Annotated in this window: 15 protein-coding genes; 2 read left to right on the forward strand and 13 right to left on the reverse strand. The window is 69.4% G+C overall.

What is annotated here, in order from left to right; translation table 11 throughout:
- Positions 1-139: 139 nt before the first annotated feature.
- From ACH34Q_RS44640 to ACH34Q_RS44675, 8 genes are all read right to left on the reverse strand, one after another.
- Positions 140-766 (reverse strand): TenA family protein, encoded by a 627-nt coding sequence (locus ACH34Q_RS44640; RefSeq protein ID WP_395989324.1) that lies wholly within the window; start codon positions 764-766, stop codon positions 140-142.
- A complete protein-coding gene (locus tag ACH34Q_RS44645; protein ID WP_395989325.1) occupies positions 763-1,500 on the reverse strand; it encodes a glutamine amidotransferase in 738 nt (245 codons plus the stop codon). Before ACH34Q_RS44645 ends, ACH34Q_RS44640 begins: the two co-directional genes overlap by 4 nt.
- 96 nt (positions 1,501-1,596) lie before the next feature.
- Positions 1,597-2,652: a phosphotriesterase gene (locus ACH34Q_RS44650; RefSeq protein ID WP_395989360.1), complete on the reverse strand. Its 1,056-nt coding sequence runs from the start codon at positions 2,650-2,652 to the stop codon at positions 1,597-1,599.
- A gap of 159 nt (positions 2,653-2,811) precedes the next feature.
- Positions 2,812-3,858 carry an ABC transporter permease gene (locus tag ACH34Q_RS44655; RefSeq protein WP_395989326.1) on the reverse strand — a complete coding sequence of 349 codons (1,047 nt, stop codon included), beginning with the start codon at positions 3,856-3,858 and terminating at the stop codon, positions 2,812-2,814.
- Entirely contained in the window at positions 3,855-4,601 is a 747-nt protein-coding gene (locus ACH34Q_RS44660; protein ID WP_395989327.1) for an ATP-binding cassette domain-containing protein, read from the reverse strand. Before ACH34Q_RS44660 ends, ACH34Q_RS44655 begins: the two co-directional genes overlap by 4 nt.
- Positions 4,602-4,626: 25 nt before the next feature.
- Complete coding sequence (locus tag ACH34Q_RS44665) at positions 4,627-5,637, reverse strand: substrate-binding domain-containing protein (protein WP_395989328.1); 1,011 nt, start codon at positions 5,635-5,637, stop codon at positions 4,627-4,629.
- Positions 5,638-5,705: 68 nt separating this feature from the next.
- Entirely contained in the window at positions 5,706-6,596 is an 891-nt protein-coding gene (locus ACH34Q_RS44670) for a carbohydrate kinase family protein (RefSeq protein WP_395989329.1), read from the reverse strand.
- The gene (locus ACH34Q_RS44675) at positions 6,593-7,522 is read right to left on the reverse strand and encodes a BtpA/SgcQ family protein (protein ID WP_395989330.1); all 930 of its coding nucleotides are present in this window, start codon (positions 7,520-7,522) and stop codon (positions 6,593-6,595) included. The genes ACH34Q_RS44670 and ACH34Q_RS44675 overlap by 4 nt, the downstream gene beginning before the upstream one ends.
- Before the next feature lie 154 nt (positions 7,523-7,676).
- Between ACH34Q_RS44675 and ACH34Q_RS44680 the strand changes: the two genes are divergently transcribed.
- Positions 7,677-8,717, forward strand: a complete 1,041-nt coding sequence (locus ACH34Q_RS44680; protein ID WP_395989331.1) for a LacI family DNA-binding transcriptional regulator — start codon at positions 7,677-7,679, stop codon at positions 8,715-8,717.
- Positions 8,714-9,805, forward strand: coding sequence for a M20 family metallopeptidase (locus tag ACH34Q_RS44685; RefSeq protein WP_395989332.1), 1,092 nt, complete (start codon positions 8,714-8,716; stop codon positions 9,803-9,805). The genes ACH34Q_RS44680 and ACH34Q_RS44685 overlap by 4 nt, the downstream gene beginning before the upstream one ends.
- Positions 9,806-9,830: 25 nt before the next feature.
- On the opposite strand, the gene ACH34Q_RS44690 is transcribed toward ACH34Q_RS44685, so the two are convergent.
- The 5 genes from ACH34Q_RS44690 to ACH34Q_RS44710 all read right to left on the reverse strand — a co-directional run bounded on the left by ACH34Q_RS44690 (position 9,831) and on the right by ACH34Q_RS44710 (position 14,178).
- Positions 9,831-10,355 (reverse strand): hypothetical protein, encoded by a 525-nt coding sequence (locus tag ACH34Q_RS44690; RefSeq protein ID WP_395989333.1) that lies wholly within the window; start codon positions 10,353-10,355, stop codon positions 9,831-9,833.
- Positions 10,352-10,564, reverse strand: a complete 213-nt coding sequence (locus ACH34Q_RS44695) for a hypothetical protein (protein WP_395989334.1) — start codon at positions 10,562-10,564, stop codon at positions 10,352-10,354. The genes ACH34Q_RS44690 and ACH34Q_RS44695 overlap by 4 nt, the downstream gene beginning before the upstream one ends.
- Before the next feature lie 19 nt (positions 10,565-10,583).
- On the reverse strand, positions 10,584-11,441 hold the full coding sequence (locus ACH34Q_RS44700) for a hypothetical protein (RefSeq protein ID WP_395989335.1): 858 nt from the start codon (positions 11,439-11,441) through the stop codon (positions 10,584-10,586).
- Positions 11,442-12,223: 782 nt separating this feature from the next.
- Positions 12,224-13,834 carry a cation acetate symporter gene (locus tag ACH34Q_RS44705; protein WP_395989336.1) on the reverse strand — a complete coding sequence of 537 codons (1,611 nt, stop codon included), beginning with the start codon at positions 13,832-13,834 and terminating at the stop codon, positions 12,224-12,226.
- Positions 13,831-14,178, reverse strand: coding sequence for a DUF485 domain-containing protein (locus ACH34Q_RS44710; protein WP_395989361.1), 348 nt, complete (start codon positions 14,176-14,178; stop codon positions 13,831-13,833). The genes ACH34Q_RS44705 and ACH34Q_RS44710 overlap by 4 nt, the downstream gene beginning before the upstream one ends.
- Positions 14,179-14,528 lie beyond the last annotated feature (350 nt).

Here is a 14,528-nt window from a genome sequence, read left to right on the forward strand (position 1 = left end):
TGATCAATGGAGGACGGGTACGGAACGGATTCCGTACCCCTCCGCCACCAGGCCGTCACCGTCCTCGTTCCACCCTCCCTACCGCCCTCGTTCCCCCTCGCTACCGCCCTCTCCGCGCCGAGAGTCAGCAGTAGAGCGCTCAGCAGTAGAGGGCATCGTGGAACTCGATCTCGGCCTTCAGCATGCCGATGAACCAGTGCGCGAGTTCGGAACGCGGCGTCTCGAGCCGGTCGACCTGTTCCCCCAGGGCCGCCACTCCCCCGCGGAACGGCTCGCGCGCGTGCAGGGCCACCCAGTCCGCGATCGGGCCGGGCCGTACCGCCCCCTCCTCGTGCGCGCGCGTGCACCAGGTGAGGTAGAGCGTCTCGGCGGCGAACAGCATCGTCATGACCGCCGCATAGCCACCGGTACGCGCTGACGTCAGCGCGAACGTCGTGAGGTGGTTGGCGCGCGCGAGCGCCGTGTCGCTCAGGTTCGCTTGGACGGGCCATGCCGCGCGGGCCGTACGGAAGTAGTCCGCCTGCTCGGTGGTCAGAGCGTGCACGGCGGCGGAGTTGCGTTCCAGGGCCTCGCGGTCCGGGGCGTCCCAGACCGCGAGGCCGTGCAGCCGCGCCGCCGTCTCGACGAACGACTCCTCGATCAGCAGGTAGTCGGCGTACACCTGGTCGCTGACGGCGCCCTTGCGGACCTCGTTGACGAAGCGCAGGTCCAGGGCGACGTCCAGGACGCCGGAACAGCTCTCCAGCAGCTCTTGAGAATGACTCATGCGGCGAGCCACTCGACGAGACCGCCGAAGACCTTGGCGTAACCGTCCCAGTCCTCGCAGAAGGGCGTCGGCGCCCAGTGCGGGGAGCAGTCGGAGGTGAAGACCGCCGAACGGCCCTGCCCGTACTCGGCGACGGCCACGAGCGGGTCGTCGTTCAGGGTCGCCAGCACCTTCGTACCGGAACGGGGCCGCACACGGTTGTAGCCCAGCAGCACGGGCCAGTCACCGGCGACTCCGCCCAGGGCGGGGTGGGACGCGTCGGCCACAGTGGCGCTGCCCCCGGCCGGAAGCTCGACGCGGTCGTCCTCGGCGAGCAGCTCGACCGGCAGCACCTCGTGCAGGACGGTGTTGCGGAACGCCGCCTTGCCCTCGAAGCCGGTGAACGACAGGTAGCCGCCGACCATGAGGAGGCCGCCGCCGTCCGCCACCCACGTACGCAGTGCGCCGAGCCGGTCGGCCCCCGGCCGTGCCTGCTCGAACACCTGCGGCGCGAGCTGGATGGAGTTGGCGCCGATGTCGGACAGGACGACGACGTCGTACTCGGACGGGTCGTCCGGGAACTCCGCGGGAACCAGGTGCGCGGGCAGGTGCACGACCTCGTGCCCGCGGCTCTCCAGCGCCTTGCGCAGCGGTTCGACGCCGACGACGTACGAGCTGGTCGTGAAGTGGTCCACGCCCTTGATGTGCGTGGACTGCGTGACCCAGCTCTCGCCGGCGATGAGAACGCGGCTCATTCAATGACTCCCTGTGGTCGGTACATAGCGTGGTCGGTACATAGCGTGGTCGGTACATGGCTTGTGCTGATGGCGTTGCTTCTGATGGCGTGGCTGCTAGGACGGGACGGCCGCCGACTCGAACAGCCGGACGGGATTGCCCCGCAGCAACTCTTCGGCGGCCTCGGGCGTGATGCCCAGGTCGGTCAGGCGTTGCAGGAAGAGTGCGGGGACGTAGCGGAACCCGTTCCCGCCGTACCGGGTGAGCATTCCCTTGAGGAACACGTCATGGCTCAGCAGGAGCTGCCGCGCGTGCCCCCGTCCGATCAGCCCGGCGACGGCGCGGGCGGTCTCGTGGGGCGCCGGCGACTGGCCCTCGCCGGGATACAGGTACGGCATCCCGATCATGTCGAACTCCAGCCAGACCCCCCGTTCGGCCACCGCGTTCTGGTACGCGGCGTCGCCGCCCGAGGGATCCATGTGGCACAGCACGACGGCGCCCGGAGGCACCCCGTACTCCCCCAGGACGATGTCGAGGACCTCGTGCGCGCGCCGCTGCCACCCGGGCAGGTGGATGTAGAGCGGCACGCCCGTCTCCCGCTGGGCCCGGGCCGCCGCCCGCAGCGCGAGGTGCTCGGCGGGCGTGAAGTCCGGGGAGACGCCGATCTCGCCGATCACCCCGGGCGCGATGCCCGTGCCATCTCGCTGGCCATCCCCCCGGTCGTTCACCCCGCCGGTGAACTCGGCGACCAGTTCGGCGGCCAGATCCTGCTCGGACGTCGAGGACAGATGCGGCGGGTGGTAGCCCTCCAGGTACCAGCCGGACCCCATGACGACGCGCAGCCCACTGCGTTCCGCCAGCGAGCGCAGCACCAGCGGATCGCGGCCGAGGCCCGGCGGGGTGACATCCACGATCGTGCCGCCGCCCGAGGAGGCGAACGCGAGCAGGTCCTCCAGTATCGCGCCGGTATCGTCCAGCACGCAGTGGTCCAGGCAGGCGTACGGGTTCTCGCGCAGCACCCAGGCCAGTTCCGGTGAGGCCTTCGCCTCGCGCAGGAAGCGCAGCCCGGGATCGGCGGGCTCGCCGACCGCGCCGCGGACGTCGTTCCACAGGTGCTCATGGGTGAGCGTCAGGCCGAGCCCCGCCGCAGGGACGGGCCCCGTCACCGTCATCACACTCGTGCCCGTCACGCTCGCGCCCGTCACGGTCGTGCCTGCCGCGCTCGTGCCTGCCGCACTCGTGTCCGCCACCCTCTTGCCCGTCACCCTCGTGCCCCCGCACTCTTGTCCGTCACTGCTTCCGTGTCACTGCCCCGTGTCGGGGTTGCTGCGTCACTGCTTCCTTGTCGGGGTTTCCGCGTCGGGCTTGCGGGTCAGGTGGGCGAACAGGTCGGTGAACGTCCGGCCGCGCAGGTTGATCCAGATCGCGGCGATCAGGACCAGCCCGGTGACGATCGGGGTCAGGAACGGGCTGACGCCCAGCAGCGTGAGGCCGTTGGCGATCACACCGGTGATCATGGCGCCGATGATGGTGCCGACCACCGTGCCGCGCCCGCCGAACAGGTTGGTGCCGCCCAGCACCACCGCGGCGATCACGGTCAGCTCCAGCCCCTCGCCGGAGTTGGCCGAGCCCGAGCCCAGCCGCGCGGCGGTGAGGATCCCGGCCGCGCCGGCCGCGAGCCCGGCCAGCATCAGCGTGATCATCTTGATCCGGTCGGTGTTCACGCCCGCCCGCCGGACCGACTCCTCCTGGGAGCCGATCCCGTTGACGTACGTACCGAACCGCATCTTGGCCAGCAGCACCGCACCGACCGCCACGACCACGATCGCGATCCAGGCCAGCACCGAGATGCCGAGGAACTCCGCGTCCCCGATCTTGGCGACGAACAGCCGCTTGTCGATCGGGACCGAGAAGCCCTCCGTCCACAGCTGCGCCAGCCCGCGGATCACCGACATGGTGGCCAGCGTGACGATGAACGGCGGGATCTTCTGGTACGCCGACAGCCAGCCGTTCACCGCGCCCCAGAACAGCCCGGCCGCCAGCCCGGCCACGATGACCAGCGAGGAGTCCCAGCCGGCCTGGAGCAGTTCGGCGGTGGCGACCGCCACGAACGCGACCGTCGAGCCGACCGACAGGTCGATCTGGCCGGTGCTGATCACGAACGTCATCGCCACGGCCACGATCAGCGTGATCGAGATCTGGGTGGCCAGGTTGGACAGGTTCCCGAAGGTCAGGAAGTTGTCGGCACCGATCCCGAAGCCGAGGAACAGCAGCACGGTGACACCGGCCATCGCCAGCGTCGCCTTGTTGGCACGTTCCCACAGACTCGGATGCGACGCCGTCACGGTGCCCTTGGCAGGGGCCGTCTGGACGCTCATGCGGCCTCCTCGGCGTTCGCACGGGTGATCATGCCGACCAGCCGCTCGATGTCGAGATCGGCGATCGCCTCGTCCTCGACGCTGCGGCCCTCGTACATCACGGTGATCCGGTCGCAGACCTCGAACAGGTCCTGCAGCCGGTGCGTGATGAGGATGACCCCGACGCCCTGCTCCGCCACCCGGCGGATCATGCTCAGCACCTGCCGGACCTCGGCGACCGCGAGCGCGGCCGTGGGCTCGTCCAGGATCAGCACCCGCGGCTGGAACGAGACCGCCCGCGCGATCGCGACCGCCTGGCGCTGCCCGCCGGACAGGTGGCCGATCTCCTGGTACGTGGACCGCACCCGCACATGCAGCTCCGAGAGCATCTCGGCGGCCTTGCGGTGCATCTCCTTGCGGTCGATGAACGGCCCGCGCCGCGGCTCGCGGCCCAGGAACAGGTTGGTGCCGACGTCCAAGGTGTCGCACAGCGCGAGGTCCTGGTAGACGATCCCGATCCGCTCGGCCCGCGCGTCGGCGGGGCTGCCGAAGCGGACCTCGCGGCCGTCCAGCTCGATCGTCCCGGAGTCGTGCCGCAGCGCCCCGGCCAGCACCTTCATCAGCGTCGACTTGCCGGCGCCGTTGTCGCCGACCAGGCCGAGCACCTCGCCGGGCTTCAGGGTCAGGTCCACGCCGCGCAGGGACTGCACCGCGCCGAACGATTTGGTGATGCCGCGCAGGCTCACCAGCGGTGTGTCGCTCATGCTCACTTCCCCGCTCACTTCCCGCTCACTTTTCCAGGTAGTACAGGTAGTCCCGCACGTTCTCCGGCGTGACGATCTGCGTCGGTACCGGGACGTCCTTGGCCGGGGTACGGCCGCAGGCCAGGTCGATCGCCGCGTTCATCGCCTCGTAGCCGAACCTGAACGTGTTCTGCTGCACGACACCGGCGATCCAGCCGGCCCGCAGCCCGTCGGCCGCCTGCGTGGACAGGTCCCAGCCCACGACCTTGAGGTCCTCGGTGCGCTGCTGCGAGGTCACCGCCGCGGCCAGTCCGATCAGCGCGGGCTCGCCGGTCGCGTACGCGTACGGCAGGTCCGGGTCGCCGGTGAGCAGGTTCTCGGCCGCCGTCTGCGCGTTCTCCTGGACGTTGCGGCCGTCCACCACCGTCTTGATCTTCATGCCCTTGGCGGTGGCGGTGTCGGTGAAGCCCTTCTGGCGCTCCAGCTGGACGGTGCTGTTGAGCGCGCTGACGACGCCGATCTCGCCCTTGCCGCCGCTGATCTTGTTCAGATGCTCGGCCAGCAGCCGGCCGCCCTCGGCGTTGGCGGTGCCGACCTGGGTGGACACCGCGTCGTCGTCCACGGTCGCGTCCACCGCCACGACCGGGACCCCGGCCGCGTCCGCCCGGCGGATGGCGGGCTTGATCCCCTCGGTGTCGACCGCGTCCACGATGATCGCGTCGTACCGGTTGGCGACCAGGTCGTCGATGGCGTTCGCCTGGGTGGTGGAGTCGTCGTTGCCGTTGACCACCTGCACGTCGGCCCCGGCCTTGCCGGCCACCATCCTGGCGCCGGTGTTGATCTGGTTGAAGAACAGCGCCTGGAGGTTGATCGGCACGATCCCGATCTTGGGAGCGCGCCCCTCGACCTTGCACGACTGAGCGATCTTCTCCGGCGGAGGCGGACCCTGCCGCTGCGCGTTCTTCTCGGCCGCGATCTCCTTGCGGGCCTGGACGTCGCAGCCCACGGTCGTCACCGCCAAGGTGAGCGCGGCCAGCGCCGTCACCGTTCTTCTCATCCTGGCCGTCCCTCTCGTACTGGCCGTCCCTCTCGTACTGGCCGTTCCACTAGTACGGGCCGTTCCTCTCATGCTGGGTCTCCCTCGCGGTCGAGATAGGCCTGGACGACGGCGCGGGTCGGCAGGCCGTCCCGCGCGCCCGGCCTCGTACAGGACAGGCCGGCGGCGACCGCGGCGAACCGGGCCGCCTCGACCGGTTCCGCGCCGCGCTCGATCTCGGCGCAGTACGTACCGGCGAAGCAGTCCCCGGCGCCGGTGGCGTCCACGGTCCGCACGCTGATCGCGGCGCCGTCGTACCGCTCGCCCGACGGCGCGTACAGCGTCCAGCCGCGCGCCCCGTCGGTGACGATCAGGTGCGTCCCGTAGGCGGCGCCCGCTTCGGCGAGGGCACCGTCGTCCCCGATCACCCGGGTGGCCCGCTCGCGCCCGACGATCACGTGGCCGGCGGCGCGCAGCGCGGCCCGCGCCGCCTCCGCCGTCTCGGCCCCGTCCAGGTCCACGACGACCCGCGCGCGCTGCCCAGGGACCTGCCCGAGAACGTCCGCGACCTCGGGGAAACGGTATCCGTCCAGGTAGAGCAGGTCGTCCGGATCCATCTTGGACGTGACCTCAGCGACGTGCGCCACGGTGAGCTCGTCGTCCTGGCTGACGATGGAACGTTCCCCATCGGGGGTCAGCAGGATCACCGACGTCGTCAGCGTCCCCGTCCGTGCCGTCCAGGAGACATCGACGCCGTCCTCCCGCATCCGGGCCAGGAAGACCTCGCTCATCGGGTCGCCGCCCACGGCCCCCGCGAATCGGGTGCCGGCCCCCATCCGCGCGGCGGCCACGGTGGCGTTGGCCCCCATGCCGCCGTCGCCGCGTTCGATCCTGGTGGCCTGCACGCGATCCCCGGCGCCGGGCAGCACCGGGACACCGACGATCAGGTCGGTGTTCGCGTAGCCACAGAACACGATCACGGGAGTTCGGCCCCCGCGGCCTGGGCGGCGGCGGTCAGCTCGCGGACCTTGGCCGGGTCGACCCGGCCCCACCAGCGCCCGTTGTCCTTCACCGAGGACGCGACGATCACGCCGGAGCAGGCGGGCAGCAGCGTGCCGATGTTGGCCGCGCTGATCCCGGAACCGATGATCACCGGCAGCACGGTGGCGGCCACGATGCCCTGGACCTCGTCGATCGCGGCCGCGTCGCCGGTCCGCGAGCCGGTCGCGATCAGCACGTCGGCGTCGAAGAACTCGGCGTCCTCGGTCTGCTCGGCCAGCGACCGGTCCGCGACGATGGAGTGCGAGCCGTGCTTGACGTGCACGTCGGCGAACACCTTGACCGGCTTGGCGCCGATCCGGCTGCGGTAGCGGGTCGCCTTCGCCGCCTGGCCCTCGATGATGCCCTCGTTCGCCACGTACGCGTTCGCCCACTGGTTGACCCGGACGAACCCGGCGCCGCCGGCCCACGCCGACGCGATCGAGCACTCGGCCGCGTTCGACAGGACGCTCACGCCCACCCGTCCCCCGCGCCCGCCGGCCAGGGTCTCCCGTACCCGCTGGGTCACCACGGCCATCGACGCGGCGGTCTCGTACCCGTGCTCGCCCGGCTTCGGGAACGGGATGTCCCAGTGGTTCTCGACGATGACGCCGTGGCACCCGTTCTCCAGGTACCCGCGGGCCTCCTCGATCGCGAAGGCCGAGATCTCGTCGATCGGCACGCCCTCGTAGTGCGGGCTGCCCGGCAGCGGCGGCAGGTGCACGGCACCGATGACGGCCTTGCCCGTACCGAACAGCTCCCTGATCGCGTTCGGCTTGGGCGGGAAGACCCCCAGCCCGCTCCCGGACGTCCCCGCCACACCCGCTGTTCCCCCCGCTGTTCCCGCCGCACCGATCGTTTCCGCCATCCTGACCCCTTGCTGTAATCGATTGCAGTAGAAGTGTGGATGAACGTTAGGTATATATCCGCAGGTAGTCAAGGACCTATACTCGGACAAGCCTCACCCAGCCACCCCACGACCGTGGCTTTCCGGTCCCGGGGCGTTTCATGGAGGTAAACGATTGCATCGGGTCACCATCGCCGACGTCGCGGCGCGGGCCGGAGTGTCCACCGCCACTGTGTCGCGCGTCCTGTCCGGCCGGGGCCCGGTCTCGGACGCGATGGGACGCCGCGTGCGCAGCGCCGCCGAGGACCTGGGCTACCAGGTCAACACCATCGCCCGCGCCCTGCGCGACGGCCGTACCGGCACCGTGGGCATGGTCGTCCCGAGCATCACCAACCCGTTCTTCACGTCCCTGGTCGAGAGCGTCGAGCACGTGCTCGGCCAGGAGGGCAAGGAACTGTTCCTCTGCGACGCACGCTCCGACGCTGAGATCGAGGCCCGCCGGCTGGCCTCCCTCGTCGCCCGCAACGTCGACGGCATCATCGTCAGCCCCAGCCACGGCACCGAGAGCGGCCGCGCCGTCCAGGAGACCGCCGACCGGCTCCCCCTCGTCCAGCTGGACCGGTTCGTCGGCGGCACCGAGACCGACTGGGTCGGCGTGGACGACATCGCCGCGATGCGCCAGGTCATCGACCATCTCCACGCCGGCGGCGCCCGTTCGGCCGCGTTCGTCGGCTCGCGCCTGACCAACTCCTCCACCGAGCAGCGGCTGTCCGGCTTCCGCCGCCGCGCCGCCGACACCGGCATGACCGTCCGCGACGAGTGGATCCTGCTGGACGACTACACCGTCGAGTGGGGCGAGGACGCCGTCGCCCAGCTGGCCACCGGCGCGGCGTTCCCGGACGCCATCGTCTGCGCCGACGACCTGATCGCCCTGGGCGTCACCCGGGCCTGCCGCGCGCACGGCATCTCCGTACCGGCCGAGGTCCAGGTCACCGGCTTCGACAACATCCAGTTCGCCCGCCTGGGCGAGCCCGCGCTGACCACCGTCGACCAGCCCACCGACCAGATCGCCGCCGAAGCGGTCCGCCTCCTCGGCGCCGTCGGCGGTACGTCCCGCGCCCACATCGCGCTGGTGCCCAAACTGGTCGTCAGGGACAGCACCCGCGGAGGAGACAGCGCGCCCAAAGGAGACAGCGCCCCCGGAGGAGAGAGATGAACGCCGTAGAGCTCGCACAGGAACTCGTCCGCCTCGACACCCGCGCCGGCAACGAGCGCCAGGCCGCCGACCTCGTCGCGGCCGCCCTGGCCGGCTCCGGCTTCGATGTCCGCATCCAGGAGCCGATCCCGGGCCGCGCCAACCTCATCGCCCGCCGCGGCGCCCCGTCCAGCACGCTGCCGTACGGCACCCGCCCGTCCAGCCCCCGCCCGTCCAGCACCCCGCCGTCCATCACTTTCACGGGCCACCTCGACACCGTCCCGGCCCGCGAGGACGAATGGTCGTTCTCCCCGACCAGCGGCGACATCCGCGATGACCGCCTGCTCGGCCGGGGCAGCAGCGACATGAAGGCGGGCGTCGCCGCCCAGGTGGCCGCCGCCGTGCGCACCTCCACCCCGCTCCAGCTGATCTTCACCTTCGGCGAGGAGACGGGCTGTGACGGCGCCGCCCTCATCGACCCGTCGGACCTGATCCCCACGGACCTGCTCCTGGTGGCCGAGCCCACGTCCAACCGCGTCGTCCTGGGCCACAAGGGCGCCCTCTGGCTCCGCGCGACGGCCCGTGGCGTCTCCGCCCACGGCTCCCGCCCCGAACTGGGCCGCAACGCCATCGCCGCCCTCGCCGAGGCCGCCCTGCGCGTCCACGACCACCGGCCCTGGCCCGAAGGCGCCACGGTCAACGTCGGCACCTTCCACTCCGGCGTACAGCCGAACCTGGTACCCGACCACGCCGAAATGACCCTGGACATCCGGACGACCCCGGCCTACGACTCCACCCAGGCCCGAGCCGCGATCACCGACCTCTGCGGCCCCGAGATCGAACTCGAGACCCTGATGGATCTCCCAGGAATCGGCACCGACCCGGCAGGCATCAAGAAGGCCCTGGAAACCCTGTCCCCGGGCACTTCGCCCCAGCCGCAGGCGACCTACTTCACCGACGCCTCAGTGCTGAAGTCCAAACTGGGCGACCCGGCCGTCATCATCTACGGCCCCGGAGACCCGGACCAGGCCCACGTCACCAACGAGACCTGCTCCGTCCCCAACATCGAAGCCTGCGCCGAAAACCTCCAGCGCCTCCTCCTCAGCTGAAGACTCCTCAACAGCCGAAGGTTCCTCAACAGCTGAAGACGTCCTCAACGGTCTCCGCTGTGGCGGCACGCTCCTGCCAGCTCGCGTACTGGTCGAAATCCGTGCAATCGATGACCCGTTCCAGAATCTCGTCCGGAACGACCAGGCCACGCTCCGAGAGGGCGCCGAGGAGCACCGTGAGCTCTCCGAAAGCCCTGCCCCTTTCCATGCCCAGATGGTAGAGCTTCCTGGCAGATTCGCTTCGGAACGGACAGGGAGAATTTTCGGGCTCGTCAACCACGATCGGCCTGATGTCTCCCTCTCCGAAGATCTCCCGAGCCGCCTCCGCTCTCACGGCTCGCCGGATCCACGTCTCCAACTGGCCCGCGTCTCGACATGGAATCACGCGTTCCAGGACATCCCTCGGCGATCCCAGTTCGCGCGCAGCGAAAACGACCAGGATCAATTCGACCGATCGCACAACGTCCAACAAGGCTCGATTCGCGTTGGAGAAGTTTCGATCGAAGGCGCTCTCGGACGTATTGTCGACTTCCTCGCTCGCTCTGTTCATTCCTGACCGAAGACCTCGTCAATCGCCTCGGCCGTGATGGCTTTCTGCAGCCAGCCCGTCACCTCCACCAGATCCGTACACGCCTCAATGCGCGACCGATTCTCCGCTGAAGGACTCAGGCCTCGCCGTGACAGGGTGTCGAGAAGCACTTGGGCCCGCCCTCGAATCTCTCCTTGAAAGAAGTACTCGCAGGCGAAGGCGCTGCCCATGGTTACGAGCATGCGGAACTCACTTGAAGATCTCGTCGACCGTACCGGCGGTGATGGACCGCTTCACCCAGGTCTCCAACTGGTCCAAGTCCCGGCAGGACTCGATCCGCACCCGCTCCTCCTCCGAGGGGTTCAGGCCCCGTTCCGAGAGAACCTGGAGGATCGACTCGGCCTTGCCCTCAGCCTTGCCTTCGGCCTCGTACCGGAGAGCGAATTCGCTCTGGAGTTTGTAGGTTTTCGTATCCACGAGTTCCTCCAGGATCGAGCGTGCCAGCGCGGGCAGTCGTGACACTACGTGGTCATGATACTTCCAGCGGATGTCGACGGGCAGGACCTCCAGAGCGGCCCAGAGCGCCCGCAGTGCCGGCCGTGTCTCAGGGCCGCCGGTCACACCCGTGACGCCGAGGACGGCGAGTTCGGGCAGTTGCTGCGCCCGGACCGGGTCCGTGATCGGGGGCAGGCCGGCCATGTTGATGACCAGTGGCATGAGTACCCAGCCGGGATGGCCGGTCTCGATCGCTTTGGCACACCGACGAGCGGTCGCCTCATCAGGGCAGAACACGAGGAGGACCACATCGCACTCGTGGCGGGCGCGCAGGTTGGCCATGTACGCGGGCCAGGTGAAGTTCTTTCGGTCGCTGGGCCGGGACTGCACCTCGATGATGATGCCCAGGTCGGGCTTCTGGGGATCGCCCAGCATGACTGCGGCGTCGCAGCGGTACTCCTTCGGGTCGCAGTCGTTCAGCGTCTCCGACCCCAGGAAGGCCTGCATGGCCTCGGGGATGGTGTAGCCGAACATGGTCCGGAGGAGTTCGGGGGCGAGAGCCGGCCGGTTCCGGACCATTTCCAGCGGCATCTCGTGATCGATTGATGGCACGAGAGGAAGTTAGCCCAGGCCGGTAGATCCCTCCACAGGATTCACGCAGGGAAAGGTAAAGAAATCTGAGTACATAAAGCCCTTTGATCTACAAGATGTAGATATCTCACTAAAGAACGAGAATGCCTGGTTCGCAGGCATGTGCTGTGCTTGCTGCCGCTTATTCCCTGGACCTGCCGTACGAGCGGAAGGGTCACTGCGGGGTGGCCTCGCCTGCCGAGGTCTGGTGGGCCAGCTGGCGTCGCAGGTTGCGCGGGGCCGCATCCGTCATGAATTAGGTGCCCGTTGACGTGCGGGTCGTCCAGGTCCAGGAGTCTGCCCAGCAGGCAGGGTGAGCCGTTGCCCAGCAGGGCTTGTTCTGCCAGGTGTTCCAGATCCGACGGCTTGCCGCGGCGCAGGATGGCTTCGGCGACGACGCGGTTCGGGAGGCCGGCGGCGCAGCGGGCCGCGTCGAGGACCCGGGTGATCCGGGACTTACGCGGCGGGTCGGGGATCTTGGGGGGGGCACGGGACCGAACGTACAGCGGCCCCGTCCCGTGGGGGACGGGGCCGCAGTCCGCGCGGCACCGGGCGCTGGTCGGCCGCGCGGGGTCAGTGCCCCAAGGCCCTGCCGGCCGGCGAGACTCTGCCGGCTGATGGACCTCTGTCTGCTGATGGGGCTCGGTCGGCTGATGGGCTCGGTCGGCTGATGGGCTCGGTCGGCTGATGGGCTCTGTCTGCTGATGGGGCTCTGTCTGCTGACGGGGCTCTGTCTGCTGATGGGGCTCTGTCTGCTGACGGGGCTAGTGGTCGGTGGCCCGTTCGGCACCCGCTCCGGTGAGGGAACGGACCTCGATCTCGGCGTACTTGGCGGCGTTGTACTCCTTGCTCAGCACCGCGCCGAGCCAGCCGCACACGAAGCCGATCGGGATGGAGACGATGCCCGGGTTCTCCAGCGGGAACCAGCTGAAGTCGGTGCCGGTGAACAGGGCCTTCTCCGAGCCGGAGACGACCGGGGAGAAGATGACCAGGAAGATCGCCGAGCCGAGGCCGCCGTAGATGGCCGCGACGGCGCCGGCGGTGTTGAACCGCTTCCAGAACAGGCTGTAGATGATGGCGGGCAGGTTGCCGGACGCGGCGACCGCGAAGGCGAGGGCGACGAGGAACGCCACGTTCAGCCGCTGGGCGAAGATGCCGAGCACGATGGCGACGGCGCCGATGACCAGGGCGGCGATGCGGGCGACGCGGACCTCTTCGCGCTCGGTGGCGGTGCCCTTCTTGAAGACGTGCGCGTACAGGTCGTGCGCGAAGGAGGACGAGGACGCGAGCGTGAGCCCGGCCACCACCGCGAGGATCGTGGCGAACGCGACCGCGGCGATGATCGCCAGCAGGATGGTTCCGCCGGCTTCACCGAAGACCAGTTCGCCGACGCGCTGGGCCAGTTGTGGCGCCGCGGTGTTGCCCGCGGAGTTCTCCGCCCTGATCTCGTCGCTGCCGACCAGCGCGGCGGCACCGAAGCCCAGGACGAGGGTGAGCAGGTAGAAGGAGCCGATGATGCCGATGCCCCACAGCACCGACTTGCGGGCGTCGCGGGCGGTCGGAACGGTGTAGAAGCGGATCAGGATGTGCGGCAGGCCGGCGGTGCCGAGCACCAGGGCCAGGCCGAGGCTGATCAGGTCGAGCTTGCCGGTGAGGCCCTGCGCCTCGGTGGCGTACCGCAGGCCGGGCTCCAGGAACGCGCCGCCCTTGCCGCTCTGCTCGGCCGCGTCGCGCAGCAGGGTGGAGAGGTTGAAGCCGAACTTGCCCAGGACGAGGATCGTGACCAGGGTCGCGCCGGTCATCAGCAGGATGGCCTTGACGATCTGGACCCAGGTGGTGCCCTTCATCCCGCCGAACACCACGTACACGATCATCAGGGCGCCGACCAGCGCGATCGTGGCGGCCTTGGCGCCCTCGCCGGTGAAGCCGAACAGCAGCGTGACCAGCGCGCCCGCGCCGACCATCTGGGCCAGCAGGTAGAAGATCGACACCGCGATGGTCGAGACGCCGGCGGCGGTACGGACCGGGCGCGGGCTCATCCGGAACGCCAGCACGTCGGCCATCGTGAACCGGCCGGAGTTGCGCAGCAGCTCGGCGACCAGCAGGAGTGCGACCAGCCACGCGACCAGGAAGCCGATCGAGTAGAGGAAGCCGTCGTAGCCGTACAGGGCGATGAGCCCGGCGATGCCGAGGAACGAGGCGGCCGACATGTAGTCGCCGCCGATCGCCAGGCCGTTCTGGACGCCGGAGAACGAGCGGCCGCCGGCGTAGAAGTCGGTGGCGTCCTTGGTGTTGCGGCCGGCCCAGACGGTGATGGCCAGGGTGCCGGCGACGAAGATCAGGAACAGGGTGACCGAGAGGGCCTCGTGGCTCATCGCTTCACCACCGGGCCCGGGGGGATCTCGGCCTCGACGGCGGTGCGCAGGCCGTCGGCCAGCGGGTCGAGTCTGCGTTCGGCGTACCGCGAGTACAGCCAGGCGATCAGGAACGTGGACACGAACTGCAGCAGCCCGAAGACCAGCGCCACGTTGATCTCGCCGATGATCTTGGTGCCCATGAAGTCGCGCGTCCAGCCCGACAACACGACGTAGAGCAGGTACCAGGCGAGGAACGCGGCGGTCATCGGCAGGACGAAGCGCCGGTACCGGCGCCGCAACTCCTGGAACTCCGTGGTTCCCTGGAACCGTTCGTAAACGGTTCCACCGGCTTGCTTATCGATGGCCACGATCCCTCCTTCGATGTGATGCCGCCGTGCTCGGTGGTGCTACCTGATGGCGGTGTCTTCGGGCGATGCTCGATGACGCTGCTCAGTGACGCTGCTTGATGACACTGCTCAGTGACTCGGCTTGATGACGCTGCTCGATGACGCTGCTTGTGGTGGCACCGAATGTGACGACGGTCACGCGCAACCGTAAGAAATCACCCGTTTTCGATCGAGGGGCTGGGGCGGTGGCTGCGGTCAGCCGCCGTACGCCAGCGCCGATCTACGGCCGGTGTCGATGAACGGTCGTCCCCATGCGGTGAACGGCGGCCCGGCGGCGGGCGATTCGGCGGTGAACGGTCCGGCGG

The organism is Actinomadura sp. 9N407 (genome assembly GCF_044326315.1).
Taxonomy (GTDB): domain Bacteria; phylum Actinomycetota; class Actinomycetes; order Streptosporangiales; family Streptosporangiaceae; genus Spirillospora.